Below are 25,396 nucleotides of genomic sequence, written 5' to 3' on the forward strand. Positions count from 1 at the left end.
TCTCCCCGGGAGACCCCTCGGCGGCCCGAGTAGTGACGATCAGAGCTGCTCGAGGGCCTGCTCGAACCGTTCGCGAGCGTCGTCACCGATCGACTCGAGGGCCGGGTTACCAGTGACGTCGAGCAGATTTCCGGGTTCGACGGCACTGACGACGACCGCGCCGTCGTCGCCCTCGTAGACGACGACGTTACACGGCAGCAGGGTGCCGAGTTCGAGGTCCTCCTCGAGGCCCTGGTGTGCCAGTCCGGGATTACACGCGCCCAGAATTCTGTATTGACGGAAGTCCTCGCCGAGCTTTTTCTCGAACGTCGCCTGTACGTCGATGTCGCAGAGCACGCCGAACCCCGCGTCTTCCAGTGCGTCGATCGTCTCCGCGACGACGTCGTCGAACTCCCCGTCGACCCGTTTGTTTATAGTATAGGACATAGCGCACAATACAGGTCCGACAGGAATTACTCTTTGGGTAGCAGCAGCAACGTCGATCGAGCGGCCGACGTCGAGGCCAAAGACTTAGCTCCTCCGCGGAAAACGTCCGTTTCGATGGTCACACGACGCCCATCTCGACGGTTCCTCGGGCTGCTGGCGCTCGTCGTCGCCGGGATCGCGTTCGCCCTCCGGTGGCGGCGGAACCCGTCCCCGTGTCCCTACTCGCAGCGGCGCTGGATCGACCTCCCGCGACCGATCATCACGCGCTCTCGCGTGCGCGACCTGCTCGCACCACGGCCGGGAGAACGCGTCCTCGAGGTCGGCCCGGGAACGGGCTACTACACGCTGCCCGTCGCTCGATCGCTCGAACCCGACGGAACGCTTCACGCGGTCGACGTGCAGCCGGCGATGGTCGATCACCTGCGGACTCGATTGCGGGACGCCGACCGTCGGAACGTCGCTCCGATCGTGGGGGACGCACGGACCCTCCCGTATCCGGACGATAGCTTCGACGCGGCGTATCTGGTCCTCGTCCTCGGCGAGATTCCCGATCAGGAGCGCGCGCTCGCCGAACTCCGCCGCGTCCTGAAACCCGGCGGCCGACTCGTCGTCGGCGAACTGTTCCCCGATCCGCACTTCGTCAGGGCCGGCGCGCTTCGGCGCCGGGGCGAACGGCAGGGGTTCCGCTTCGAGGATCGGGACGGAACGTCGATCGGCTACGTCGGACGACTGTCAGTGCCGACGTAGCCGGGTCGACGGCGGACGACGCCGTTCGTACGATCACGACTCACGAGGTGAGATTTTCGAGAACGCGGTCGCCGAACGCGAGCACGAGTAGCGCGCCGACGAGATTGAAGACGAGGTCGAGCAGGGTGTCGGTCTTCCCGTAGGAGACGAGTACCGGCTCGAAACCGAGGCGATCGGCCGTCGCGTGGATGCCGTACTCGACGATCTCCCAGAGGATTCCGGCGCAGACGACGACGGCGATGACCCGGGGTCGCGGATCACGATCGCGACGACGGGCAGCCGCGAAGGCGATTCCGCCGAGAAGCGTCGCCGAGTGGGTGTGGGTGAGGTGGTCCCACCACCAGACGTCGTCGTACGGACCGAGCATCCCGGCGGCGTGCGTGACCATCGCGATCTCCGCGTACACCCGCTGCCACGGCTGAAACTCGACGTCGTACCGGCGTTCGACGATACCGGGGAGATACGTCGCACCGAGCGCGAGGAGCGCGTTCACGATCGCACCCGGATCTCGCCGGCGACAGCCGACGACGAATACGGCGAGGATCGAGTACCGGATCCCACGTTCGGTCCCCTGTATCATCGACGTCACTACGGTCTCTGTCACAGGTGTCAATCAAAAATGAATCGATACCGTTCCGGAACCGGTCTCGCGATCCCGATCGCGCGTCCCCGGTAATCCCGCGTGTCTGCCGGGTTCGACGAGAGCGTCCTTTCCACTGTATTGTACAATACACACAAAACCTTTAAACACCGTCGGTTCGTACGGGGGAGTGATGGCAACTGATGCACACTCCGGATCTCCCGATCTACCGACCGACGAACCAGTCCACGTCGAGGGTACGGACCACCTCGACGAGATCGTCGCAGAGCACGACGTCGTGCTCGTCGATTTCTACGCGGACTGGTGTGGCCCGTGCAAGATGCTCGAGCCGGTTATCGAGGCGCTCGCCGAGGAGACCGAGGCCGTGATGGCGAAGGTCGACGTCGACCGGTACCAGCAGCTCGCGGGTGCCTACGGCGTCCGCGGCGTTCCGACGCTCGTGCTCTTCGCGGACGGTGAACAGGTCGAACAGCAAACCGGCGTCCTGCCGGCGGACCGCCTCCGGAACTTGATCGAGGAATATACGAACGAATGAATACGGATACGGATCGCTCAACGATCGTTCACGACGTCGTAATCGTCGGCTCCGGCGTCGCGGGCCTCTCGGCCGCGGTCTACGCCGCTCGAGCCGACCTCGAGCCGATCGTGCTCGAAGGCCCGGAGCCGGGCGGCCAGCTGACGCTGACGACCGAGGTCGAGAACTACCTCGGCTTCCCCGAGGGCGTCGGCGGCATGGAACTGATCCAGCGCGGGAAAGACCAGGCCGAACGCTTCGGTGCCGAGTTCGTCCACGGGACCGTCGAGGACGCGACGCTCGAAGCGCGACCGTTCGAACTCGCGCTTTCGAACGGCGAGACGCTCCGGACCCGTGCACTGATCGTCGCGACCGGCGCGAGCGCCCGCTGGGTCGGGGCCGAGAACGAAGACGAACTGATGGGCTACGGCCTGTCGACGTGTGCGACCTGTGACGGCGCGTTCCACCGCGGCGACGACGTCCTCGTGATCGGCGGCGGCGACAGCGCGATGGAGGAGGCGCTGTTCCTCGCGAAGTTCGCCGACAGCGTCACGATCGTCCACCGTCGCGACGAACTGCGCGCGTCGGACATCATGGCCCGTCGGGCCCGCGAGCACGAGAAGATTTCGTTCCGCTGGAACACCGAACTACTCGAGATCCACGGCTCGCAGGAGGAGGGCGTCACCGGCGCGACGCTGGTGCGCCATCCCGAGGGTCACCCCAAGGAGAAGCTAGACGCGGGTCTCGAGGTCGAATCCGAGGACGTCGACGTCGGCGGCATCTTCTACGGCGTCGGCCACGTCCCCAACACGGAGTTCCTCGCGGACACGCCGATCGATCGCGACGACGACGGCTACCTGCTGACCAGTGAGGGGATGACGACCGAGACCGCCGTCGAGGGCGTTTTCGGCGCTGGCGACGTGATGGACCCGCAGTACCGACAGGCGATCACGGCAGCCGGAACCGGGAGCATGGCTGCACTCGACGCGGAAGCGTGGCTCGACGAGCGGGCGGCCCGGCGCGACGCGGCTCCCGCCGTCGAACTCGAGGCAAGCGACTAGCCGGACGAGCCGATCGAGGGATTCACGCCGGTCGATCTACTCCCGTCGTCAGGAGCGTGGGCGTCCATCGCTCATCCGGCCACGAGTCACGACTCCGATCACGGGTCACGTCGGTTCTTTGCGACCGGTGATCGTATCCGGTACGAGCCGGAAGTCGTGGAACTCGATCTCCGATCGCGGCCGGTCGAATATCTCGACCGTCGGGATCGTGACCGCCCACATCCGCTGGACGGCTCCCGACTTCTCGGGTAACTCCGTTAGTTCCTCGAGGGACCCGGTCACGACGACGCTTCGCCACCCGTCGTCGGTTTCGCCGTAGACGACGAACGAGACCTGATTGTCGACGAGTTCTTCTTTGTCGCTTCCCGGCGGAAACGAGAGGCGGAAGTAGAAGTGTCCGGCGTCCTCGAAGTAGCCGTACGACACTGGCAGCGAGGCTGGCGGTTCGTCCACGTCCTTCGTGAACGAGAGGACGCCGGTTCCACCGGTACCCAGGAACTCGTTTCGTTCGTTTTCGGGCAGTTGGACCCAGCGAAGTCCCTTCATGAAACGTGCCACCACTCGGAGAATAAAAAACCTCGGCCACGGCTGTCCGATATGTTCGGTTCGACGGTCGCTCGTCCGCGAGAGCGACGAGATTCCGACGGTCGAGCCGAGCGTGTTACCGCGCGTCCGATTCGTCACCGTCTGCCAGTACCGTCCTGACCGCCGTCGCGACCTCATGGAACTCGTTCATGTTGAGCGGATCGGCGGTCACGTACACGCCGTGTTCGCCGACGATGATCCGGGTGACGTACCCCTGCTCGAAGACGCGGATGGTGAACTCGTACTCGCCGAGTTCGGAGTCGCCGTACGTCTGTTGCGAGGTGAAGCCAAGCCGCTCGTTCGCCACGAACCGCTCGATATCGGCGTCACGCTCGAGATCTGTGCGAAGATAGAGCTGGTCGTAGTCGTCGGCCGTGAAGTACGTGATGCTGCGCAGTCCGTCGCCGATCGCGGTTCGGCAGACGCTTTCCAGTTCCGTTTCGAGGTCGTCAGTCGAGGATTCGGGCATACATCGACCTACGAGAGACTGTCGCATATAAGTCGGGGCGGACGAGCGACGATCCCGATAGCGGCGTTCCGAGGGCCTGCAGTGGTCCGAGGAACTGGAATCCCACGGTCGATCGCTTCGGCACTCTGACGCGAGCGAAGGGATTTCTCACCGCGTCGAACTAACGGGCGGTATTTTAGGGTCCTACCCCGTCGAATCCGGTATGACGAAACACGTGCTCGTTCCCGTGGACGGATCGGACCCGTCGTGGGCTGCCTTCGATTACGCACTCGAGCAGTACGCAGGCGAGCGGATCTCCGTACTCCACGTCGTCGATCCGGCCGAAGGCGTCTACGCGGGCGTCGATGGCGGTTACTACGACGGTGCGGCGTTCGATCGAGCGCTCGAGCGCGGCGAAACCCTCTGTGATCGGGCCCGCGACCGATTCGAGGAAACGGACGTCGCCTCGTCGACGGATCTCGAGACGGTCGTCGAGTCGGGTCGGCCGCGCCGGAAAATCGTCGACTACGCCGAGGACCACGACGTCGATCACATCGTCATCGGGAGCCACGGCCGGGAGGGGGTCTCGCGGGTCCTGCTGGGCAGCGTCGCGGAGACGGTCACGCGGCGGGCGGCGGTGCCGGTGACGATCGTTCGCTGACGGGCCGATCGACGGGGACGCCCTGCTCCGACTCCTCGGACGGTCTGTTTTAGCTACTCGGACGTCCTTTTCCGGCCTCTCGATCGCGTCCTGCGGGGATCTTTATGCGGGTCGACGTGGAAATCGACCCGAGCGAGCCGACGCTCGCCACCAGTACACCGTGGATCTACCATGCCACAGCACGTCCTCGTTCCGATCGACGGCTCGGATCACGGGTTTGCCGGACTGGAGTACAGCCTCGCGTCGTTTCCCGACGCGTCACTCACCGCGCTGTACGTCGTCGATCCCGCGTCCGATCACGACGCGACCGTGGGAGCCACCGAATCGCCGATGGAACGCGCCGAAGCACACGGCGAGCAGGTGCTCGATCGGGCGGTCGATCGCGCGTCCGAGCACGGTCGCGACCTCCGAACGTTCCTGCGAACCGGCGCGCCGCACACGGAGATTCTCGCTGTCGCCGTTGAGCGCGACGTCGATGGGATCGTACTCGGGAGCCACGGCGAATCGCCCCTCACGCGTCCGTTTCTCGGGCACGTGAGTGAGGCCGTCGTACGACGCGCGCCGGTCCCGACGACGGTCGTTCCCGAGACGACGGCGGCGCTCGAGGATCGGGACCTCCCCGGAACGATCCTGGTTCCGGTGGACGGCTCGGAGCAGGCCGAGGCTGCGCTCGCGTACACTCTCGAGACGTTCCCCGACGCGTCGCACACCGCCTTCCACGTGCTGGACCTTCCGTTCGATCGCCCACGGGCGGCGATCGAGGGAACCTACCTCGAAGACGTCCTGCACGACCGGGAGGAGCGTGCCGAGGCAATTCTCGAGTCGGCGGCGGCGCTGGCCGACGAACTCGGCGCGACGATCGAGACCGAGAGCACGTCCGGGAAACCGTCCCAGGCGATCGTCGACTACGCCGACGCGAACGGGTACGACCAGATCGTCATGGGCGGCCACGGCCGATCGCTCGCGGCCCGGCTGGTCACGGGGTCGGTGGCGGAGCGGGTCGTGCGCCGGTCGCCACGGACGGTGACGCTGGTTCGGGGCACCCCGGCGTCGGACTGAGGCCCGTCGGAGCGGCGTCCGGTGACCGATCGCTGACGTCGTGATCGCTACGCGGGTCGACAGCGGACGATCTCGACCGGAACGCGCCAGACGGTCTCGTGTCGCGCGTCGACGGTCCGAAATCCGGCCTCACGAAGCGTGTCGCGGACGTAGATCGGCCGACAGTCGACGGCGGTCGGGGCCAGGTCGTGGACCAGTTCGTAGAGCCACGTGACCGGCCCGGCCCCGCGACGAGAGAGCGAGACGACACAGAGTCGTCCCGCCGGATCGAGGACGCGCCGCCACTCCGCGAGGACGGCGGGGATCTCGGGCGTGTCGAAGAGTTCGAGGACGAAACTCGCGAACAGGGCGTCGAAGGCGTCGTCCGCGAACGGCATCGTCGCCGCGTCGCCCGTGACCACGGCGCCCCGATCGAGGCCGGCGTCGGCGAGCGCCCGTCGCGAAGCGCGACACATCCCGTCCGCGAGGTCGATCCCGACCGCGGTCCCGTCCGGGCCGACGGTCCGGGCGATCGAGACGAGGGCGGTTCCGGTCCCGGAGCCGACGTCGAGGATTCGCTCGCCCGGCCCGGCGTCGAGCAACTCGAGTCCCGCGGCCCGTGCGGGCGCCTCGAACGGATCTGCGATCGCGTCGTACCACCGGCTGAGCGCGTGGTACCACTCGCGGGCGGCCCCTTTCGACCGGGGAACGCGGGCGATCGGTCCCGGTGTCCCGTCGGTCGCGGTCCCGACTGCCGCGTCTCGCGACGGCCTCTCGCCCTCGCTGCCGGGCTCCGGTGACCCTTCGTCGGTGCTCACGTTGCGGCGCTCACTCGGCGTCCGCCTCGAGCAGTTCGAACAGCGGATCGAAGTCCTCGGGCAACTGGGCGTCGGCTTTCTCGACGTTCCCCGACGGAACCACCTCGGCGACGAGGGCGACGACCTGCTGGGCCTGATAGTTGGCGTCCGCCCGATCGCCGCCACCGCGCTCGGCGACCCGATCGAGGAACTCCTGGTAGTCGAAGCGCTGTCCGTGTTCGGCCTCGGTCAGGTAGCGATCGATCTCCATCGGGAGCGGGCTGGCGAGGTCCGTCGCCTCCCCTTCCTGGAGACGCTCGCCGAGCGTGGTCAGGACGGCCCGCGTCGCCCGGACGGCCTGTCCGAACTGCGCGTACTCGAGTCTGTGCTGTACCTGTCCGACGAAATCTTTGTAGTTCATGGTGACGGATCGGTGGTGGGACTGGTCGGTCTCGGCGCGTCGATCCGGCCGAGCGATCGATCGGCCGGTCGGCCGTGCGCTCGATACGGCTAACGCTTCGACGCCGGTCGAAATAAAGATGGGACCACGGGTGCTGTCGTCGCCGTTCTCGTCACCGCCCGACGGCGTCCGGGGCGTCGAACGACGGCTACGGGACCGTCTCCGAACTCCTGTACCGCCGGGTAGAATCCTGTACCGGCGAACGGAAGCCAGCGTGACGTCGATCGCGAACCCCCTGCCATCGGCGGGCCACGTTCACAGCCTCGGATAGAACTTTGAGGCGACGGGACGTACGTAGAGTCGATGTCCCGCCAACTGCTCGTTCCCGTAGACGGGTCGCCCCTGTCGAACAGGGCGCTAGAGTACGCCTTCGACGCACACGAGGATCCTTCGGTCGTCGCGCTCCACGTGATCGATCCCGCGGATCCGGGATACAGTTCCATGATCGACGTCGACGTCAGGAACGAACCGCCACACGGCTCCGACGAGTGGTACGAGCGCGCCACCAAGGAAGAGGAACGGCTCTTCTCCGAGGCGCGCGACCTGGCGGCCGAACGCGACGCGGAGCTCTCGACCGAGTCCGTCGTCGGCGATCCGTCGCGCAAGATCGTCGACTACGCCGAGGACCACGACGTCGACGCGATCGTCATGGGCAGCCACGGCCGATCGGGCCCGACGCGGCTGTTGCTCGGCAGTACCGCGGAACTCGTCGTCAGTCGGGCACCGGTCACCGTCACCGTCGTTCGTGACGAGGTGGATCGAGGATCGCCGGACTGACGAGACCGAGTGGGAATCGCCGGACTGACGAGGACGATCGCGGCTCTCGGGGTGTCGGTGAGGCTGGCGAACTCGTCGTCATTGCTCGCGTCCGCCGCCGTATCGGGGACGTCGACCCTACCGGACGACCGTCACCGGAACGCTGGCGCGCCTGACGACGAGTTCCGCGGTACTGCCGAGCCGAAGATCGGCGGCGTTGCTCCGGCCCCGACTCCCCATCACGATCCCGTCGATCGCCGCGTCTTCAGCGTAGGCCACGATCGTCTGGGCCGGGGAGCCCACCGAGGTGTCGGTCTCGATCGTCGCGCCTTCCTCGTCGACAGCCGCGAGCGCCTCCTCGAAGAGATCGGCCGCGTCGGCTCGCTGCTGGTCGCGCCACTCCTGGGTCAGCGGCGGTAACTGGTCCTCCTCGTCGGGGATCACCTCGAAGGGATCGATCGCGTGAAAGAGGACCAGCCGCGCGTCGGGGAACGTCTCGAGGGCGTACCGGAGCGCAGCCTGTGCGTGAGCCGAGCCGTCGTGTGAGACGAGGATCGATCGGGACATCGCTAGCTCGTCGTTCGACGGTGACGGTGGTAAACCCCCGCGGTGACGACCCTCACGGTCGACCGCTCGGTCTTCCGGTACCGGTCCGCACGGTTCGACGGTTCCCACGGCTCACGATCGAGTACGCGTCAGATACGACGATCGAGCACGGATCAACTGCGACGACCGCCCGAATCAGTCGCGGCGATCGCCCGCCTGGGTCTCGTCACGGTCGGTTTCGCTCTCCCCGCTCCGTCCGCTCTTCTCGTCTGGAACGACGACGACGGGGATCGACGCCTGACGGAGCAGCCGATCGGCGGTGCTGCCGAGGAGCGTCTCAGTCACGCCGCCGCTGCCCGTTCGGCCGACGACGAGCAGGTCGATCCCGTTCTCCTCGGCGTACGTGAGGGTCGCGCTGGCGGGACGGCCGCGACGGATCGCCCCGTGAATCTCGACGTCGCGATCGTCGTAGGCGTCGACGATCTCGTCGACGAGTCGTCTCGTCGCCCGATCGAGTTCGACCACGTCCGCGACGCCGAATCGGAACGGGTTCGTCGTGGTATCGACGACGGCGAGGACGTGGACGATCGCCCCGTCGAGTTCGGCGAGTTGCAGCGCCCGTTCGAGCGCCTCGCGGGCGGCGTCGCTCCCGTCCGACGGGACGAGGATCGATCGGATCGGATCGGCGGCGTGGTCGTCGGAAGCCATCGATAGTCGTGGCTCGAACTATCGAGCGCCGGGGCTTAACGGTTTGCCGTGGTCGAGTCGCGAGGCGGCCACCGCGATCGATCAGCGAACGACGACGACGGGGATCGGCGATCGGCGGACGACGTTCTCCGCGACGCTGCCCAGCAGGACCCGCGAGACCCCCTCCCGGCCGTGGCTTCCGATGACGATCGTATCGTATGCCTCGTCCGCAGCCCTGTCGACGATCTGGTGGTCGGGTTTCCCCAGGGCCACCTCGGTATCGGTATCGTGGCCGTGCTCCTCCGCGATCGCCGTCGCCTCGTCGAGGATGTCGCGTCCGCGGTCCCGGGCCTCGTCGGCGTCCGGAATCCTGTCTTCTGGCTCCTCGAACGCCGCCCAGTACCCTTCGGGGATCGGGACGACGTACAGGACGGTGACGTCGGCGTCGGGGAACGTCTCGAAGGTGTACTCGAGCGCCTTCTCCGACGGCTCGCTGCCGTCGTACGGGACGAGGATGCGATCGCTCATGTGAGCCCCTACGGCATCGTCCGGTATATACTCCGTCTCCCGTCGAGAATACGGGGTCGGCACTGGTACCGATACTGGTACTGCTCGAACGCCGACGTGGAAACCCGGGTGACTGCCGGGGCCGGGGAGCAGGGAGCCGTCTTTTTGCCGATCGTCGTGGAACGATCGAACGGGCGTTGCGACCGCCCCACTCCAGACCCCATGCCACGACACGTTCTCATCCCGATCGACGGTTTCGAGTACTCCGTCGCCGCCCTCGAGTACTGTTTCGTCTCGTTCCCGGACACGTCGCTCACCGCGCTGTACGTCGTCGATTCGTCTCACGACCGCTCCGTGAGCGTCGGCGAGTCCGAGCCGCCGGCGGAACGCGCCACGGCTCGCGGCGAACGCGTCCTCGACCGAACGACGGATCTGGCCGACGACCGCAACCGCGAGATCGGAACGGAACTTCGAACCGGGACGCCGCACACGGAGGTCCTGTTGGCGGCTTCCGAGGAGGACGTCGACCACGTCGTGATGGGGTGTCACGGGGAGTCACCCATCCGCAGGCCGTTCCTCGGGCACGTGAGTGAGGCCGTCGTGCGCCGATCTCCCGTCTCGACGACGATCGTTCCCGAACCGCCGTCGGCGATCCGCGAGCGCGACCTTCCGGGACGGGTACTGGTCCCGGTCGACGGCTCCGAACAGGCCGAGGCCGCAGTCGCGTACGCCATCGAGGCGTTCCCGGACGCCTCCCACACGCTCCTGAACGTGCTCGACCTCCCGTTCGATCGCTCTCGCGTCGAAACGACCGGAGGCTACCTCGACAAAATCCGCACGGCACACGAGCGAAGCGCCGCGGAGATCCTCGAGTCGGCGACGGCGGTAGCCGAGGATCGCGGCGGCGACGTCGAGACGGCGACCGCGTACGGGAGTCCGGGCGCCGAGATCGTCGACGTCGCCGACGCGAACGGGTACGACCAGATCGTCATGGGGAGCCACGGCCAATCGCTGGCAGCCCGGTTACTGACGGGCTCCGTCGCGGAACGCGTCGCGCGCGACTCGCCCCGAACGGTGACGCTGATCCGGGGCGAACACGACGCGGGCCGATAGCTCCCGAGTCACCTCGGACGATCGGACCGTCCGCGGATCGCGCGTCACCGCGAGCGCAATGCCGGGTCGGGTTCGAGGTGGATCCACGAGTCACCCGTCGTCGACGGGGTCCGAGCGAGAACGGTTCCATCGGGAGCGGTTACGGCCGCTCGTCTCGTGTTTTCGACGCAAAGCGCGCGGTGAACGTACCGGTTCGTTCTGACGCGTCACCACTCCATTCCACCGTTGATCCCGATGACCTGGCCGGTCATATAATCCGCGTAGTCGCCGGCGAGGAATCGCACCATTCCGACGATGTCTTCCGTGTCGGCGAACCGATCGAGCGGAATGTCGTCCCGGATCTGCTCTCGAACGCGGTCGGGCACCTTCTCGAGCATGTCGGTCTCGGTGAAGCCGGGTGCGACGCAGTTGGCCGTCGAGCCGTGTCTCGCGAGTTCGAGGGCGATCGTCCGGGTGAACGCGATGAGCCCGCCTTTCGACGTCGCGTAGTTCGCCTGGCCGTAGTTGCCCTGCTGGCCGACGACGCTCGAGATGTTGACGAGCCGCCCCTTGTCGGCCGTTTTGATGTCTTCGTAGAACGCCTTCGTACAGTTGAACGTCCCGTGGAGGTTAACCTCGATAACCCGCGTCCAGTCCTCGTACGTCATGTTCTCGAACTTCCGATCGATCGTGATCCCCGCGTTGTTGACGAGGACGTCGATTTCCCCGAATTGGGCGTGAACCTCGTCGGCCATTCGGGAGACGTCGTCGGGGTTCGAGACGTCGGCACCAACGGCGATGGCCGTCTCGTCGTTCGCTCGAATGTGCTGCGTTACCTCCCGGGCCAACTCCTCGGAACTGCGGTAGTTCACCACGACGTCGGCACCGCAGCGTGCGAACTCGAGTGCGATATCCCGCCCGATCCCGCGCGAGGAGCCGGTGACGAGACATGTTCGGCCGGCCAGTGGTCGTCGATCGAGCGGCTCCAGCCGCTGTACTGGTTCGGACATACAGTCGCAACTCATCGTCTAACGTGTTAACTATGTTCCCTGTTCTCGTATCTCACGTTCGGGGCGGACGCCGTCAGAACGCCGTCCAACCCCCGTCGACCGGGATGTTCGCTCCGGTGATGTACGACGCGTCGTCCGACGCGAGGAACGCGGCCACGGGCGCGATCTCTTCGGGTTGGCCGTGGCGACCCATCGGCGTTTTCTGCCTGAGGAAGCTGTAGAACCGTTCGGACTCGAGCAGATCTTCCGTCATCGGCGTCTCGACGAACCCGGGACAGATGCTGTTGACGCGGACGCCCTGGTCGGCGTAGTCGATCGCGACCTGCTGTGTGAAGTTCACGACGCCACCTTTCGCGGCGGAGTAGGACGCGGCGCCTTTCCCGCCGACGAGTCCGTAGATGGAGCCGAGATTGATGATACAGCCGCCGGACGCTTTGAGGGGGGCAGGACGGCCTTGGTCCCGTGCATGACGCCGTCGAGATTGGTCTCGATCACCGTGTCCCACTCGTCCAGATCCATCTCCTCGACCGACGTCTCGCTCGCGACGCCGGCGTTGTTCACCATGACGTCGAGTCCGCCGTACTCCTCGACGAGCGTCTCGACCTGGTCGTACTCGCACACGTCACACCGCTCGAACCGGCAGTCGAGTTCGTCGGCCACCGCCGCGCCCGTGTCCGCGTCGATATCCGCGATCACGACGGTCGCTCTCCAGTTGGTGTTGCTGTACACGCCGGTCGGCGTCCTGTTCGACGTCGTTCCACTCGGGCTGGTTCACTGGGCCCGGATCGGGATCGCGTTGGTCGCGTTCGGCGTCTTGTTGGCGATCTTCGAGCGCGGCCTGGATCGGTACTACGATCGCTACTGAGCCCCACGCGAACCACGACGGGATCCGAACCCGGTCCGATCGAGCCCGGTACGGATCCGGATCTATCACCCGCGCTCACAGTCACGGTAGGACCTTCCCCGTCCGGGGCCTACGTCGACCATGTCCCGCGTACTGGTCCCGGTCGATGGCTCGTCACAGGCGGAGGCTGCACTCGAGGTGGCCCTCGAGTCGTTTCCCGACGCCGAGATCGTCGTCTTGCACGTGATACAGGTCACCCGGTTCCCGTCGGATCCGGATATCTCGCCCTACGAACTCGCCAGCGAGGAGGGGGAAGCGATTCTCGAGGACGCGAAGACGATCGCTGCAGAGTACGGTCGCAGCATCGAACCGGTGCTCACCGAAGGGCACGCCGGACGATCGATCGTCTACTGTATCGACGAGTACGACGTCGATCACGTCGTGATGGGGAGTCACGGCCGGTCCGGGATGTCGAGAGTTTTGCTGGGGAGCGTCGCGGAAATGGTCACGAGACGGTCCCCCGTCTCGGTGACGATCGCCCGGTGACTCGCGTGCCCGCCCTCGTCGCTCGCTCACCTGACGACCGTCACCGGGACCGGTGCCCGGCGAACCACCGTCTCGGCGACGCTCCCCAGGAGGACGCGCGAGGCACCGTCGCGACCGTGACTCCCCATCACGACGCGATCGATATCGTGTTCGTCGGCGTACCTGACGATCTCGCGCGATGGCCTGCCGACGACCACCTCGGTCTCGATCGTGCCACCGTGCGCTCGCTCGTCGACCAGTCGATCGAGCATCTCGCGCCGTCTCGCTCGCAGATCGTCGTAATCCTCCCCCCGTTTTTCGAGGTGAATCTCCGGCGGTCCGTCCGAAAAGACGTGTAGAAGCGTAATGGTCGCGTCGGGAAACTCCTCGAGAACGTAGTCGAGTGCACGCGCTGCCTGTTCGGATCCGTCCACCGGGACGAGGATGTGTTCCGGCATCGGTGACCTGTATGTAGAGCACGTGCCACGTATCCACCTAACTCCTTCGTCGGACTCGACAGTCGTGTTATCGGTCGTGGTCGAGTATCGGTGGCAACGCTACCGTGATCGTCACCGCCGGCGTTCGTGAGGGGGTATTCCGGTTGCCCTCGCCGAATTCTGCTCGATGGTGCCAGTCGTGGTCCGCTGACACGACTCAATTCAGCTAACTGCGCGGCCGGACACCTCCCACGCGGGTTCCGCTCATCGCACGATCATCACCGGCACCCGGGGCCCGTTTGACGACGATTTCCGCGACGCTCCCCAGCAGGAATCGCTCCGCGCCGGTGCGGCAGTGACTCCCCATCACGATCCGATCGACGTCGTGCTCCTCGGCGTACTCGAGGATGACGTCGGCCGGTTTGCCGAACTCGAGGACGGTCTCGATGTCGCGTTCGCCGGCGATCTCGCGGGCGTCGTCGAAATGTTCCTGTGCCTTGGCTTCGGATTTCTCGTGCCACTCGCGCCAGTACTCCGGCTAGTCGACGCGGCCCTCGGCGAGACGGCCGATCCCCGCCATCCCGGCAGAGCGGCAGACGGGGCATACAATCTTGATGGCTGACGGTGTATCGGTCACCGATGGTCGACCAGACTGAATCCGCGTCGTTCGAACAGGTTACAGACGTCGAAGCCGAGTCGCCGACACTCATCGAAGGATTGCCCGGCCACGGGCTCGTCGCCTCGATCGCCGTCGATCAGATCACGAACCAGCTGGGGCTCGAGCACTTCGGGAACGTCGCCGCCGACGAGTTCCCGGCGGTCGTGACGTTCGAAAACGGGCTCGTTCAGGACCTCGTCCGCGTCTACGGCGGCTCCGATCCGGCGGTACTGACCCTCGAGAGCGACCTCGCGCTCCCGCAGCAGTCGTTCGAACCCCTGTCACGGTGTGTCCTCTCCGACCTCGCCGACGAGTTCAGCCGTGCGATCTTCATCGCGGGCGCACCGGCGGAGTCCGAAGAGCAGATCGGCGACGTGACTGGCGTCGGGACCACCGAGGCGGTCAAGGACGATCTCGTCGAGGCGGGCATCTCGGTACCCGAGGAGCCGGGGCTCGTCGGCGGCATCACCGGCGCGCTCGTGCGGGAGTGTTACCAGGCGGACGTCCCGGCCGCGCTGCTGATCGTTCGGTCCCACCCGTTCCTTCCGGACCCGAACGCAGCGAAGTCCGTGATCGAGACGGCGCTCGAACCGCTCGTCGACTTCGACATCGATACGACGGAACTCGACGAGCAGGCCGACGAGATTCAACGGCGGATGCAACAGGTTGCCCAGCAGTACCAGCAGATGGCCGAAGAGCAAGGGGGCCAGCAACAGCAGCAGGTACAGACCGGAATGTTCCAGTGACCCACGCTCTAGGGACTCGATCGTCACGCGCTGGGATGGCCCTGCAACCTATATAGGCCGGCCAGTTGTGGGATCCGTACGCTCATGTACGACACGATCCTCGTCGCGACGGACGGGAGTGAACCGGCGAATCGCGCGGTCGATCACGCGCTCGACCTCGCGTCCACGTTCGACGCCGATCTCCACGCGATATACGTCGTCGACACCCGGCGATACGGCGACTCGATGCTGGCGAACGCGGACCAGGCCGTCTCGGACCTGGAAGACCACGGTCGGGAACTCCTCGACGACATCGCGGCCCAGGCCGACGTGCCCGTCACGAGCGAAATCCGCGACGGACGCCCCCACGAGCAGATCGGAACGTACGCCGACGAGATCGACGCCGACCTGCTGGTCCTGGGCAACCGCGGTCTCGGCGCCGGCGGTGAGATCGGCAGCAACGCGGAACGAGTCGTCAGGTACGTCGACCGACCGGTGATCACGGCGTGAGACGCGACCGGAGACGTCGGCCCCGATCGGCCGATGGTCTCCTCGTTCGCGACGCGTGGATCGATCCGCTGAGAGACTGGCACCCCGAAGACGTGTCAGCGATCCCGGCGTGAGCTATTTGACAGCATTCGATGTGGATACCCGTAGCCAATGTACGACACGATACTCGTCCCGACTGACGGGAGCGACCCGGCGAACCGAGCGGTAGAGCACGCACTGGAACTCGCGGACCGGTACGGGGCAGACGTACACGCGATGTACTGCGTCGAGACCTACCGGTACGGAGAACCGGCCCTGAGCAGCGCCGAGATCGTCCTCGACAATCTCGAGGACCAGGGTGCGGCGATGCTCGAGGAACTGGCCGACCGCGCGGACAACGTCGGTGTCGAGTGCACCTGGAACGTCTGCCACGGCCGGCCCTGGGAGGAAGTCCAAAAGAAGGGTGACGAACTCGACGCCGACCTGATCGTGATCGGGTTCCAGGGCCAGAGCCACGATCGGACCGGGAAGATCGGGAGCGTCGCCGAGCGAGTGGTTCGGAACGCGAATCGACCAGTATTGACCGCTTGAGGCGACTCCGTGCGCCCGGGCGGTCCGAGGCCCTCCTGCGTTCGATCCGTGGCCCTTACTTGTTCGGCGTAGCGCCAGCGACGGGAGCGATCGGAGCCGCCGGAATTCACACGTGGATTGATAGTACGGTAACGGTTAGTTTCCCCTCCGAACGATTCCCACGGGATAGAGTTGACCGCATCTCTTAATAGCGGTCATCCCCGTATACCGGTGTGATGACTGACACCGATAGTTATTCTCGACGGACGATGTTGAAGATCACCGGCGCGGCAGGAGTGACGGCGCTCGCCGGCTGTGGCGGCTCGGGCGACGGAGACGGCGGCGACGGAGGTGGCGGCGGGGACGGAGATGGAGCCGCCGACGCGGACTGGGGAAGCGTCGAGGAGTTCTACTTCAGCGGACAGGTCTCGCACTGGGGCGCCGAGGAACCGGCCTTCCTCGAGGGCGAAGAGAACCCGACGATCACGCTCATCGAGGGTCAGGAGTACACCTTCAGGTGGTACAACAACGACGGGATCACGCACAACATGGAGATCCGCGACGAGAACGACGAAGTCATCGAAGACTACCAGAGCGAAGACGTGGGCACGGAAGGCGAGGAAGCGTCGATCGAAGGCGTCACTGCGACCCAGGAGATGACGACGTACATCTGCCAGTACCACTCGAGCACGCAGGTGGGCGACATCGAGATCCAATCCGAGTGACGCTTCGGCGGTCGACCGATCGCAACCGTGAGGAATCGCCTCGATCGATAGCCCCGTCGCGCTCTCGCGCGACTAGTCGCCGCGCATCGGGACACAGAGGACCGGTACGTCGGCGTTCCGGACGACGTTCTCCGTGACGCTCCCGAGGAGATGCCGTTCGACCCCGGAGCGACCGTGCGTTCCGATGGCGAGGAGATCGATCTCGTTTTCGTCGGCGTAATTCAGGATCGCTCGTGCGGGCGGTCCGGACGCGACGGTTCCCGTGACGCTGACGCCAGCCGCTCTCGCACGGTCACGAACCGTCTCGAGCGCGTCCTCGCCCTCGCGCTCGAGTTTGGTTAGGATCTCCCCGGGCTCTGCGTCCCCAGTGAATCGGCTCGTGTCGGCCGAATAGATCGTGTGGAGCATCGCGTCGAACGCGTCTGCGAAGGTGACTCCCCAGTCGACGGCCGCCACGGCGCCCTCGCTCCCGTCCGTCGGAAGGAGGACGTTTTCGGTGGTTTCGGCAGTCAGTTCGGCGTCTCCCGCTCCGGGCGGAACCGCGAGCACCGGGACCGGGACGGTTCGAAGCACGTTTTCGGTGACGCTCCCTAGCACGACGCGTTCGAGTCCCGCTCTGCCTTTCGTCCCCATCGCGACGACGTCGATCCCGGCCGTGTCGACGTAGCTCTCGATGACCCGGAACGGTTTCCCGCGGTCGATCGTCGTCGTGACCTCGAGATCCGGATCGCGCTCCTCGACCGTCCTCGCGACCGTCTCGACGGCCGTCTCGGCCTCGGTCTCGATCGCCGCTCGCGCCTCGTCGATATCGTCTTCGAGAATAGCCGAGACCCCTTCGACGTCCGAGGTATCGACGACGGAAAGGACGTGAACGTCCGCCCCGGCCGCGACGGCCAGGTCGAGTCCACGGGTCGCCCCTGCGAGAGCGCCCTCGCTCCCGTCCGTCGGTAGCAGTACCGACTCGATCGCGTCCTCGATCGGTGGCATAGTCGGGTCCTTCACCACCGCGGTGAATAACTGTAGCGGAACTGGACCCGACGCCCGGTCGATCCGCGTTCGGATCGTCCCGCGGCGACTATTCGATCGCGCCATCACCGATCGTGGCCGGTCCCGTGACCGTTCCGGTGACGTGACGGACACCGTTGTCCTCGTATGTGGCCCTTGTGTTGGCGGCCTGTCGATTACCGAACCATTTCGACCTCCCGATTCCCGTCGGTCGTCCGAATCTGCACCACGGCAGCAGTATTTATCCGCTTTTACAGCCGTATGTTTGTCATGGTTTGCCGGGAAAACCGACGATTGCCGTCGGCGAAAACGGGGTAATATGAAGTGCCGATGACACCTGTGCCCGGTTCGCCGGGACGATCCCGTTCGTCTGGCTCCCGAAGCGAGACGGGCGCGTCGACTTCCCTCGAAGTTATTGACCAGCAAATAGAAACGACGCGTATGACGTTCGTCGTCCCGTTCGATGGATCGGAACTCGCAGAAGCCGCCCTCGTCAGGGCCGTCGAGTACGCTACTGCCCTCGACGAAGACGTTGTAGCCGTCTCGGTCGTCCCGGAACGAAAGCGCTACGCGCGAGAGAAGGGCTGGATCGAGGAGAACGAGTCGTACGACGTCGACGCGGTCGTCGCACGCCTCCGCGAGCAGGTCCGGACGCTCGCACCGGACGCGACGTTCGAATACGAACGGATTCGCGAGTTTCCCCCCGAATCGAAACTCGCCGGCCACATCGAGAGGCTGGCGCTCGACCACGATCCGAGCGTCGTCTTCCTCGGGAGCGACAACGTCGGCCGGGTCGTGACCCCGCTGACGAGCGTCGGCGTCCACATCGCCGCCGAGGAGTCCTACGACGTGTTCATCGTTCGTCAGCCGGAGCCGCCGAAAGTCGACGCGATCGTACCCCACGCCGAGTTCTACGGGCAGGACGACTCGTCGTAGCGATCGCCGGTTCCGGGAGCGATCGACCTCCCGTCGCCGTCGCAACCCGCCTCGGCGGCCCCGGTCGCGATCCCCTCCGCGTCCGCCTCTCGCCGGTCGCATCGTGCCGCATCGTCCCGCCCGTTCTCGACGACCGACAGGGCATGTACCCTGGCCTCGAGTCCGGGCGATCGCGATTCCCACTGACGCGGCGTCCGTCGCTCTCGTCGGTGGCGATGAGAACGTCCTCGTACATACCGCCCCGCACACCGACCGCGGTCTTGGCTCTGTTGAGACCCGGGACGCCGTTCGAGTGCTCTGCCCGGTATTCGATCGCCGACCCGTCGGTATTCGCCCGCTCTCCGGGCCGAAGTCGATCGGGGAGACGTCGAACGAACCTGTCAGCCGAGGTGGGCAACGACCCGGGATTCATCTCGATCGGTCGCGTAGGCCAGGGCATGGACCGCAGTGACGGCGGCGACGATCGACGGAACGAACCCACCGATGAACTCGAGATCTGACCGCCTCCGGACGACCGACGAGGGAGGGTATTCCGCCGACGGCGGAGAGATTGGCGGCGGCATCCTCGTCGGCGTGCGGACGACGGACGACACGGACGGGGTGGTCCTCGCGGCTGACACGCGGACGAGTCGCGACGCGGTGGTGACGAGCGACGAGGTGCGAAAAATCGCGCCCATCCGTCCGTTTGCTGCGATCGGTTCGACCACCCATCTCGGCGACGCCGAACCGTTCGTTCACGCCCTCCGGGCCGAGGTCGATCGCTACGAGGACCGTCACGGCCGCCACATGACCGTGCCCGCCCTCGCGACGTTCGCCGGGCGTGAACTCCGATCGCGCCCGTCGCTCGACGCGACGTTCGTCCTCGGTGGCGTCGACGAGGCCGGATCGCACGTCTTCACCGTCGGCGCGGACGAGGGGGTCGTCGAAGCCGACTACGCGGCCGAAGGAAGCGGGCACCAGGTCGCCTACGGCGTTCTCGATCGAGGATACGGGGACTCGCTCGCGCTCGGGGAGGCACGAGACCTCGTCGTGGACGCCATCGAGAGCGCCGGCGAACGCGATCCCCGGACCGGGCCCGCCGTCCACCTCGTGGAACTCGTCGACGGGCGACTGGACAGCGATCGCTACGACTCGGTCGACGCCGCTCGGTCCGATCACTGAGACGTTCGAGCCGTTTGTACCGGCGGTCGTCGGCGAGCACTGCTCGTCACGCCCCTGAACGACGTCTGCCGGATGACGCTCGTCGGCGGAACCGTTTCTCTCGACGAGACGGACCCGCGATCGGACGCCGACGCAGGAATTCGATCGGCGACTGACGCGTGCTGAAACGAACCACCGAAACTACCGATTGCGCTGCTATTCCCGCTCACGGCGGTGATCGTCTCCCGACGCCGGTGTTTCGAGTCGGGCGTCGGTGATCCGTACCCGTCCCCAGGTGCCGTACCACTCCCGCTCGAACGCGATGGCGATCGGTCTCGACATGTGGGGCCCGTCGGTTACGATCGTCTCGTATTCCCCGCCCTCGCCCAGGAGGTGGACGCCGTACTCGCGGTGGAGTTCCTCCAGGTCGGCCAGGGCGTCGCGATCCAGTCGTCGGCCGAGCCAGGACTCGTCGAACCCGGGCCCCGCCACCTCGACGAAGACGATCTCGAGGCCGGCCTCGAGCATCGTTTCTGCGAGCACGCGCGGATCCGCGCGCCACAGCGGCGCGAAGAACTCGCACCCGATTCGATCGCACATCGACCGGAGGCGATCGGCCTGATACTCGCCCTCGACGGTGCCAGCGACGATCCCGTCCACGCCGCCGCCGAGTTCGTCGTCTAGCGTCCGGAGGGCGGATTCGAGCGGTTCGAACCCCACGCCGTCCTGCCCTCCCGACGCGGACGCGACGTCACCGCCGATGTCGGGGGGCTCGATGTTGACAACGGGGAGTCCGACATCGACGACTGGAATCCCGACGCTCTGTGCCGCCAGTCGGGTCACCGACGTGGCGGGCGCGTGGTACATGTGGGAGTCCGCCGGCGGCCGGACGATCGCGAGTCTGCGAACGTCACGACCGCTCTCCAGGGCCCGGTAGAGCGCCCACGAGGACTCCTTGCCCCCGGAGAAGAGCGCGATCCACCCCCCGTCGGATTCGGACATACGCCCCCTTTTCTGTCGGCGGATAAACAGTCTGCGGTTCGGCCGTGAGTCCGATCGCCTCGACTGGGTCGCCGTCGAAGTGGCGTGAAACTACGCACCGGTGTGGTCGGCATCGAGATCCCAACCGCCACCGGTAGACGTTCCGACTACGACCGGTCAACAGCTTTCGGTGAGGGGGGTTCGGAGTACTCCGGGCTTTCATCTCAGTGCAAAAGCGAGTCGATCACCATCGATTCCCCTGCCAGATACGTGATTCCCCAGATACCGACGAATGCGACTCTCGTCGCTCGAGTTCGTTCGGGATCCCGCACCCACCCGAGCAAACAGTATAGCAACAGCAGACACCCGCCGATCCCGAACCCGAAATGCGCGGCAAGTAGTACCTGTGACGGAGCGGTACCGACTTTCATCCAACCCGTCACGACGGGAAACCAGTCGACGATGATACCTGGGATGGCAATTCCCGCCCGTTGTCGCGGCGGTACCGGGCCGAATGCGGCACCGACGAAGCAACCCGCAGCGATGGTACCGGTGACGAACGTCAGCACGAGCGGCAGGACTGCTGGCGACGCTGTCGATCACCATTCGAGACGGCCTGCACCCGAGCCCCGGACGCGATAGAAGCGGATTCGGTCGCCGCTCCGCTGCACCGCTAGCCATCTCGAGTCGGAGTACGTCACGAGTATCGTTCTGGTCGAAGTCGTCGGTGGACAGATGCGATCGAAGGGAGTGGCGTCGATGGTACTGGTCGGTGCTAGCGGGCTCGTCGTCTTCGTCGGTACGTGACCGGATCGCTGTCGGACGGGGCGGGTCCCCGCCCGGTCAGTCGGCCCGCGTCTCGACGTCGAGGTGCACGAGATCGAGTAGGACGCCAGGCCCCGTTCCGGATCCCTCGAGCGGTCCCGTTCGAGATCACCACCGGCAAGTCGCCGTTCGGCACGGTACCGCTTCGGTACTCGTTCGTCGCGTCAGGGAGCGACGTAGTCGCATTCGCCCGCACACTCCTCCTTGAGGGGCGTCTCGCCGAGTACTTGCTCGGGTCTGGCCCCGCTCCGGAAGACGGTGATTCCCTTGACTTCGAGTTCCCGAGCAGTGAGGAAGACGTCTTTGACGTTCTCGACGGACGCCGATCGTGGCAGGTTCACCGTCTTGCTCACGGCGTTGTCGACGTGTTCCTGGAACGCGGCCTGAACGCGGAGGTGGCCGTCGGCGGGCACGTCGTGGGCCGTGTGGAACAGCGGTTTCACGTCGTCCGGAATCTCCTCGACGTTCTGGATCGTGGTCCGATCGTGGAGGTCCGCCACGAGCTCCTCGGAGTAGAACCCGCGCTCTTTCGCGAGGTCGACGAACCGGTCGTTGACGATTTCCAGTCCCCCCATCACCTGCTTCGTATAGGCCACGTTGTATATCGGTTCGATACTGGCCGAGCAGCCCGCGATGAGCGAGATCGTCCCCGTAGGGGCGACGGTCGTGGTCGTGGCGTTTCGCATCGGCTCCGCCCGAGTGGAGTCCTCCCACTCCGGGAACGGCCCCCGTTCATCCGCCAACTGCCTGGACGCTGCCCACGATTCGTCGTGGATGAACGCCATCACCTCGCTTGCGAACTCGACGGCCTCTCGGGAGTAGTACGGGATCCCCAGATCCACGAGCGTGTCGTGAAATCCCATCACTCCCAGCCCCACCTTGCGGTTCGTCTCCATCAACTCCTCGATCTCGGGGACCGGAAATTCGGACATCTCGATGGTGTCGTCCAGAAAGCGGACGCCCAGGTGGACGGTCTCGCGGAGTTTGTCCCAGTCGACCGCCTCGCCGTCGGTGTGTCGAGCGAGGTTGATCGAGCCGAGGACGCACGCCTCGTAGGGGAGCAGGGGGACCTCGCCACAGGGGTTGGTCGCCTCGAGTCGGCCGAGGTGAGGCGTCGGGTTGTGTTCGTTGATCGTGTCGAGAAAGAGAAGCCCCGGATCGCCGGTTTCCCACGCCAGTTCGGCGACCAGGTCGAGGACGTCGTCAGGATCCGCCTGTCCCACGACCTCGTCCGTCCGCGGATTGACGAGGTCGTAGGGCTCGCCGGCGTCGTATGCCTCCCAGAACGTCGCGTCCGTCCCCACCGAGAGGTTGAAGTTCCGAAAGGCGTCCGCCCCTTCCTTGGCGGTGACGAACGCCTCGACGTCGGGATGGGTGGCGTCGAGGACGCCCATGTTCGCACCGCGTCGACGGCCGCCCTGCTTGATCTGCTCGGTGGCCGCGTCGAAGATCCGCATGAAACTCACCGGCCCAGAGGCCACGCCACCCGTCTTCTTGACGACGTCTCCCTCGGGCCGGAGATTCGAGAACGAGAATCCGGTGCCGCCGCCGCTCTGGTGGACGAGTGCGGCCTGCTTGAGAGCGGTGAATATCGCCTCCAGCGAGTCCCCGACCGGCAGGACGAAGCAGGCGGCGAGTTGCTGGAGTTCCGTCCCGGCGTTCATGAGCGTCGGCGAGTTCGGGAGGAACTCGAGGTTCGTCATCGCTTCGTAGAACTCCTGTTCGGTCGCTTCGACGTCCCCGTCGAACTGTGCCTCTGCCTGCGCGAGGGTTTCTGCCACGCGACGGAACATCCCTGCCGGCGTCTCGACGACCTCCCCGTCTTCGTCCCGTCGGAGGTATCGTCGGCGAAGGACCGTCTCGGCGACGGTATCGATCGAGTCCATACCTCCTTCTTCGGTCCGCGACAACTAAGGGGTATTCACACAGATCGACACCGCCGAGATGAGAGAGCACGTGCGGGCCGTGATGGCAGCGCTCGCCGATGCAGTCCCTCCAGAAGAGTTCGAAAACGCCCTGCAACAACTCCCCGACGCGTACGGTCCGCTTCTCGAACTGGTCGATCGGGCGGCCGACTCGTAGGCTCGAGTCCGCGACGCGGATTCCGATGGGTGCGCCCTCGTCGGCTCCGCCGCGACGGTCCGGCGCGGCCGTGTTATTCCGCTCCGCCGTTGGTCGACCCCTCGTCCGTCGGATCGGCGTCTGGCTGACTCGTCGCGTCGGATTGCGGGCCGCCACCGGCCTGTGCCTCCTCGCCCTCTCCCCACCCGCCAGCGTCGACTACTTCGAAGAGTTTGCGCCAGTTCTCGTCGTCTTCGCTCTCGGGCAGCTGGTCGCGGAGTTGCTGGAAGTCGGACGGAGGAACCGCGGTTTCGACGAGGTCGACGACGACCCGGGCGTGGTAGGCCGCATCCGATCGATCGACCCCTTCGATCTCGCTGACGCGGTCGACGAACTCCTGCCAGTCGAATCGCTGGCCGTGTTCGTGGACGGCACCGGACAGGTACCACCTGATTTCGAGCGGGAGCGAGCCGGCGAGGTCGTCGGCGTTCCCCGCGGGGATTCGCTGGCCCAGCGTCATAAGGGTCGCCCGGATCGCCCGTACTGTTCGGCCGGTATCCGGGAGCTCGAGCCGGTGCTGAACCGTACCGGTGAATTCGTCGAAGTTCATGCCACGACGTTCGCGAACCAGCAACGTTAATCTAGGTGGCACCCACATCCCGCTTCGAAGGGCTCACCCCGTTCAGCCGGCGGCCGAGATCCGACAGGTGGGTATTTTTGAAACGGCGGATGAACGGGACTCCATGACGCTCGTCGCATTCGACTTCGACGAAACGCTCACCCAGTCCGACCTGAGTATCCTCCTCGGGAGGGAGTACGACGTGGCAAGCGAGATGCGTGGCCTCCTCGAGCAGGGACTGCGTGACGAGATCGATTTCGAGACGAGCCTTCGAGAGCGCGTCTCGTTGCTCGAGGGGATGCCGGAACGCCGGGTCGAAACCGCGTTCGATCGGTGTCAGTTGCGCGACGGCGCCGCCGAGTTGATCGCGGACCTGCGACGATCCGACGTGTCCGTGGCGATCGTTACGGGTAGTTTCGACCGGGGCGTCGAGACGGCGCTCGATCGAGCCGGGGTCGCGGTCGATCACCTCGTCGCGAATCGGCTCGTGACGGAAAACGGGGCGCTGACGGGCGACGTCGAAGGTCCCTTGCTCGACGACAGGAAAGATCAGCCACTGGGGGAACTCGCCGTCGCCGAGGGGGACAACCTCGACCGGACGATCGCGGTCGGTGGCGGGGCCACGGATCTCCCGATGCTTCGCGCAGCCGGAACCGCCGTCGGATTCGATCCGGTGCCGGTCGTCGAACAGCACTGCGACGTCGTCGTGCCGTCGATGCGGAAACTCCGCCTCTACTTCGAACAGCACGACATCGTCGACGCTGACGGGACCTGACGCGATAGTAGCTACTGAAACGGGTTACACCGATCGCACGATAGCTGTCCGATCGGGTGCGTACTGACTTTCAGCGGATACTCTACTCGAGAGCCACTTCCTGCGGTCGCTCCCGAACCGGTTCCCGAGCGGAAGGTGGCGTCAC

At 65.9% G+C, this 25,396-nt stretch carries 33 protein-coding genes and 2 pseudogenes; 18 read left to right on the plus strand and 17 right to left on the minus strand.

Annotated features, from left to right (window positions below):
* Positions 1-39: 39 nt before the first annotated feature.
* Positions 40-426 carry a DUF302 domain-containing protein gene (locus tag MUG98_RS23995; RefSeq protein WP_265109916.1) on the minus strand — a complete coding sequence of 129 codons (387 nt, stop codon included), beginning with the start codon at positions 424-426 and terminating at the stop codon, positions 40-42.
* 114 nt (positions 427-540) lie between these two features.
* Here MUG98_RS23995 and MUG98_RS24000 point away from each other — a divergent pair, with 114 nt between their 5' ends.
* Entirely contained in the window at positions 541-1,173 is a 633-nt protein-coding gene (locus MUG98_RS24000; protein ID WP_265109917.1) for a class I SAM-dependent methyltransferase, read from the plus strand.
* 40 nt (positions 1,174-1,213) lie between these two features.
* On the opposite strand, the gene MUG98_RS24005 is transcribed toward MUG98_RS24000, so the two are convergent.
* The gene (locus MUG98_RS24005; protein WP_265112518.1) at positions 1,214-1,753 is read right to left on the minus strand and encodes a DUF2238 domain-containing protein; all 540 of its coding nucleotides are present in this window, start codon (positions 1,751-1,753) and stop codon (positions 1,214-1,216) included.
* A 193-nt stretch (positions 1,754-1,946) separates the two neighbouring features.
* Between MUG98_RS24005 and trxA the strand changes: the two genes are divergently transcribed.
* Both trxA and MUG98_RS24015 read left to right on the plus strand, forming a co-directional pair.
* Positions 1,947-2,309 (plus strand): thioredoxin, encoded by a 363-nt coding sequence (trxA, locus tag MUG98_RS24010; protein ID WP_265109918.1) that lies wholly within the window; start codon positions 1,947-1,949, stop codon positions 2,307-2,309.
* Positions 2,306-3,349, plus strand: coding sequence for an NAD(P)/FAD-dependent oxidoreductase (locus MUG98_RS24015; protein ID WP_265109919.1), 1,044 nt, complete (start codon positions 2,306-2,308; stop codon positions 3,347-3,349). The genes trxA and MUG98_RS24015 overlap by 4 nt, the downstream gene beginning before the upstream one ends.
* Positions 3,350-3,454: 105 nt before the next feature.
* Here the strand turns inward: MUG98_RS24015 and MUG98_RS24020 are convergent, their stop codons facing one another.
* Positions 3,455-3,895, minus strand: a complete 441-nt coding sequence (locus MUG98_RS24020) for a pyridoxamine 5'-phosphate oxidase family protein (RefSeq protein ID WP_265109920.1) — start codon at positions 3,893-3,895, stop codon at positions 3,455-3,457.
* Positions 3,896-4,010: 115 nt separating this feature from the next.
* A complete protein-coding gene (locus MUG98_RS24025; RefSeq protein ID WP_265109921.1) occupies positions 4,011-4,403 on the minus strand; it encodes a DUF7522 family protein in 393 nt (130 codons plus the stop codon).
* 202 nt (positions 4,404-4,605) lie between these two features.
* Between MUG98_RS24025 and MUG98_RS24030 the strand changes: the two genes are divergently transcribed.
* The gene (locus MUG98_RS24030; protein ID WP_265109922.1) at positions 4,606-5,043 is read left to right on the plus strand and encodes a universal stress protein; all 438 of its coding nucleotides are present in this window, start codon (positions 4,606-4,608) and stop codon (positions 5,041-5,043) included.
* Between the two features lie 171 nt (positions 5,044-5,214).
* Positions 5,215-6,102: a universal stress protein gene (locus MUG98_RS24035; protein ID WP_265109923.1), complete on the plus strand. Its 888-nt coding sequence runs from the start codon at positions 5,215-5,217 to the stop codon at positions 6,100-6,102.
* Between the two features lie 47 nt (positions 6,103-6,149).
* On the opposite strand, the gene MUG98_RS24040 is transcribed toward MUG98_RS24035, so the two are convergent.
* Positions 6,150-6,899 carry a class I SAM-dependent methyltransferase gene (locus tag MUG98_RS24040; RefSeq protein ID WP_265109924.1) on the minus strand — a complete coding sequence of 250 codons (750 nt, stop codon included), beginning with the start codon at positions 6,897-6,899 and terminating at the stop codon, positions 6,150-6,152.
* 10 nt (positions 6,900-6,909) lie between these two features.
* Positions 6,910-7,299, minus strand: coding sequence for a DUF2267 domain-containing protein (locus tag MUG98_RS24045; protein ID WP_265109925.1), 390 nt, complete (start codon positions 7,297-7,299; stop codon positions 6,910-6,912).
* A gap of 342 nt (positions 7,300-7,641) precedes the next feature.
* Here MUG98_RS24045 and MUG98_RS24050 point away from each other — a divergent pair, with 342 nt between their 5' ends.
* Positions 7,642-8,115 carry a universal stress protein gene (locus MUG98_RS24050; protein ID WP_265109926.1) on the plus strand — a complete coding sequence of 158 codons (474 nt, stop codon included), beginning with the start codon at positions 7,642-7,644 and terminating at the stop codon, positions 8,113-8,115.
* Positions 8,116-8,232: 117 nt separating this feature from the next.
* Here the strand turns inward: MUG98_RS24050 and MUG98_RS24055 are convergent, their stop codons facing one another.
* From MUG98_RS24055 to MUG98_RS24065, 3 genes are all read right to left on the minus strand, one after another.
* Positions 8,233-8,661, minus strand: coding sequence for a universal stress protein (locus MUG98_RS24055; RefSeq protein ID WP_265109927.1), 429 nt, complete (start codon positions 8,659-8,661; stop codon positions 8,233-8,235).
* Positions 8,662-8,835: 174 nt separating this feature from the next.
* Positions 8,836-9,348: a universal stress protein gene (locus MUG98_RS24060; protein ID WP_265109928.1), complete on the minus strand. Its 513-nt coding sequence runs from the start codon at positions 9,346-9,348 to the stop codon at positions 8,836-8,838.
* An 81-nt stretch (positions 9,349-9,429) separates the two neighbouring features.
* Positions 9,430-9,855, minus strand: a complete 426-nt coding sequence (locus MUG98_RS24065) for a universal stress protein (protein WP_265109929.1) — start codon at positions 9,853-9,855, stop codon at positions 9,430-9,432.
* Between the two features lie 201 nt (positions 9,856-10,056).
* Here MUG98_RS24065 and MUG98_RS24070 point away from each other — a divergent pair, with 201 nt between their 5' ends.
* Positions 10,057-10,947, plus strand: a complete 891-nt coding sequence (locus MUG98_RS24070) for a universal stress protein (RefSeq protein ID WP_265109930.1) — start codon at positions 10,057-10,059, stop codon at positions 10,945-10,947.
* A 206-nt stretch (positions 10,948-11,153) separates the two neighbouring features.
* On the opposite strand, the gene MUG98_RS24075 is transcribed toward MUG98_RS24070, so the two are convergent.
* Positions 11,154-11,936, minus strand: a complete 783-nt coding sequence (locus tag MUG98_RS24075) for a beta-ketoacyl-ACP reductase (protein WP_265109931.1) — start codon at positions 11,934-11,936, stop codon at positions 11,154-11,156.
* A 73-nt stretch (positions 11,937-12,009) separates the two neighbouring features.
* Positions 12,010-12,641, minus strand: a pseudogene (locus MUG98_RS24080) (SDR family NAD(P)-dependent oxidoreductase); the annotation flags it as partial.
* A gap of 13 nt (positions 12,642-12,654) precedes the next feature.
* Between MUG98_RS24080 and MUG98_RS24085 the strand changes: the two are divergent.
* Together MUG98_RS24085 and MUG98_RS24090 are read left to right on the plus strand one after the other, a co-directional pair.
* Complete coding sequence (locus MUG98_RS24085) at positions 12,655-12,801, plus strand: hypothetical protein (protein WP_265109932.1); 147 nt, start codon at positions 12,655-12,657, stop codon at positions 12,799-12,801.
* 120 nt (positions 12,802-12,921) lie between these two features.
* Positions 12,922-13,326 carry a universal stress protein gene (locus MUG98_RS24090; RefSeq protein WP_265109933.1) on the plus strand — a complete coding sequence of 135 codons (405 nt, stop codon included), beginning with the start codon at positions 12,922-12,924 and terminating at the stop codon, positions 13,324-13,326.
* A gap of 26 nt (positions 13,327-13,352) precedes the next feature.
* On the opposite strand, the gene MUG98_RS24095 is transcribed toward MUG98_RS24090, so the two are convergent.
* Positions 13,353-13,763, minus strand: coding sequence for a universal stress protein (locus MUG98_RS24095; protein ID WP_265109934.1), 411 nt, complete (start codon positions 13,761-13,763; stop codon positions 13,353-13,355).
* 205 nt (positions 13,764-13,968) lie between these two features.
* Positions 13,969-14,211, minus strand: a pseudogene (locus MUG98_RS24100) (universal stress protein); the annotation flags it as partial.
* Between MUG98_RS24100 and MUG98_RS24105 the strand changes: the two are divergent.
* The 5 genes from MUG98_RS24105 (at position 14,098) to MUG98_RS24125 (ending at position 16,909) form a co-directional block, all read left to right on the plus strand.
* The gene (locus MUG98_RS24105) at positions 14,098-14,364 is read left to right on the plus strand and encodes a hypothetical protein (RefSeq protein WP_265109935.1); all 267 of its coding nucleotides are present in this window, start codon (positions 14,098-14,100) and stop codon (positions 14,362-14,364) included. The pseudogene MUG98_RS24100 and the gene MUG98_RS24105 sit on opposite strands and share 114 nt — an antisense overlap.
* 17 nt (positions 14,365-14,381) lie before the next feature.
* Positions 14,382-15,146 carry a proteasome assembly chaperone family protein gene (locus MUG98_RS24110; protein WP_265109936.1) on the plus strand — a complete coding sequence of 255 codons (765 nt, stop codon included), beginning with the start codon at positions 14,382-14,384 and terminating at the stop codon, positions 15,144-15,146.
* Between the two features lie 84 nt (positions 15,147-15,230).
* Positions 15,231-15,635 carry a universal stress protein gene (locus MUG98_RS24115; protein WP_265109937.1) on the plus strand — a complete coding sequence of 135 codons (405 nt, stop codon included), beginning with the start codon at positions 15,231-15,233 and terminating at the stop codon, positions 15,633-15,635.
* Between the two features lie 150 nt (positions 15,636-15,785).
* The gene (locus MUG98_RS24120; RefSeq protein WP_265109938.1) at positions 15,786-16,205 is read left to right on the plus strand and encodes a universal stress protein; all 420 of its coding nucleotides are present in this window, start codon (positions 15,786-15,788) and stop codon (positions 16,203-16,205) included.
* Between the two features lie 215 nt (positions 16,206-16,420).
* Positions 16,421-16,909, plus strand: coding sequence for a PKD domain-containing protein (locus MUG98_RS24125; protein WP_265109939.1), 489 nt, complete (start codon positions 16,421-16,423; stop codon positions 16,907-16,909).
* 72 nt (positions 16,910-16,981) lie between these two features.
* On the opposite strand, the gene MUG98_RS24130 is transcribed toward MUG98_RS24125, so the two are convergent.
* Entirely contained in the window at positions 16,982-17,896 is a 915-nt protein-coding gene (locus MUG98_RS24130) for a universal stress protein (protein WP_265109940.1), read from the minus strand.
* A gap of 459 nt (positions 17,897-18,355) precedes the next feature.
* Between MUG98_RS24130 and MUG98_RS24135 the strand changes: the two genes are divergently transcribed.
* Both MUG98_RS24135 and MUG98_RS24140 read left to right on the plus strand, forming a co-directional pair.
* Entirely contained in the window at positions 18,356-18,850 is a 495-nt protein-coding gene (locus MUG98_RS24135; RefSeq protein ID WP_265109941.1) for a universal stress protein, read from the plus strand.
* A 483-nt stretch (positions 18,851-19,333) separates the two neighbouring features.
* Positions 19,334-20,011, plus strand: a complete 678-nt coding sequence (locus MUG98_RS24140; RefSeq protein WP_265109942.1) for an Ntn hydrolase family protein — start codon at positions 19,334-19,336, stop codon at positions 20,009-20,011.
* 195 nt (positions 20,012-20,206) lie between these two features.
* Here the strand turns inward: MUG98_RS24140 and MUG98_RS24145 are convergent, their stop codons facing one another.
* Together MUG98_RS24145 and MUG98_RS24150 are read right to left on the minus strand one after the other, a co-directional pair.
* Positions 20,207-20,992 (minus strand): diphthine--ammonia ligase, encoded by a 786-nt coding sequence (locus MUG98_RS24145; RefSeq protein WP_265109943.1) that lies wholly within the window; start codon positions 20,990-20,992, stop codon positions 20,207-20,209.
* A 968-nt stretch (positions 20,993-21,960) separates the two neighbouring features.
* A complete protein-coding gene (locus MUG98_RS24150; protein ID WP_265109944.1) occupies positions 21,961-23,682 on the minus strand; it encodes an adenosylcobalamin-dependent ribonucleoside-diphosphate reductase in 1,722 nt (573 codons plus the stop codon).
* Between the two features lie 58 nt (positions 23,683-23,740).
* Between MUG98_RS24150 and MUG98_RS24155 the strand changes: the two genes are divergently transcribed.
* Positions 23,741-23,878, plus strand: a complete 138-nt coding sequence (locus tag MUG98_RS24155; protein ID WP_265109945.1) for a DUF2267 domain-containing protein — start codon at positions 23,741-23,743, stop codon at positions 23,876-23,878.
* A gap of 73 nt (positions 23,879-23,951) precedes the next feature.
* Here MUG98_RS24155 and MUG98_RS24160 read toward each other — a convergent pair whose 3' ends face one another.
* On the minus strand, positions 23,952-24,467 hold the full coding sequence (locus MUG98_RS24160) for a DUF2267 domain-containing protein (RefSeq protein WP_265109946.1): 516 nt from the start codon (positions 24,465-24,467) through the stop codon (positions 23,952-23,954).
* A 133-nt stretch (positions 24,468-24,600) separates the two neighbouring features.
* Here MUG98_RS24160 and MUG98_RS24165 point away from each other — a divergent pair, with 133 nt between their 5' ends.
* On the plus strand, positions 24,601-25,251 hold the full coding sequence (locus tag MUG98_RS24165; RefSeq protein ID WP_265109947.1) for an HAD family hydrolase: 651 nt from the start codon (positions 24,601-24,603) through the stop codon (positions 25,249-25,251).
* Positions 25,252-25,396: the final 145 nt, after the last annotated feature.

It is taken from the genome of Halosolutus halophilus (assembly GCF_022869805.1).
In the GTDB taxonomy this organism is placed as follows: domain Archaea; phylum Halobacteriota; class Halobacteria; order Halobacteriales; family Natrialbaceae; genus Halosolutus; species Halosolutus halophilus.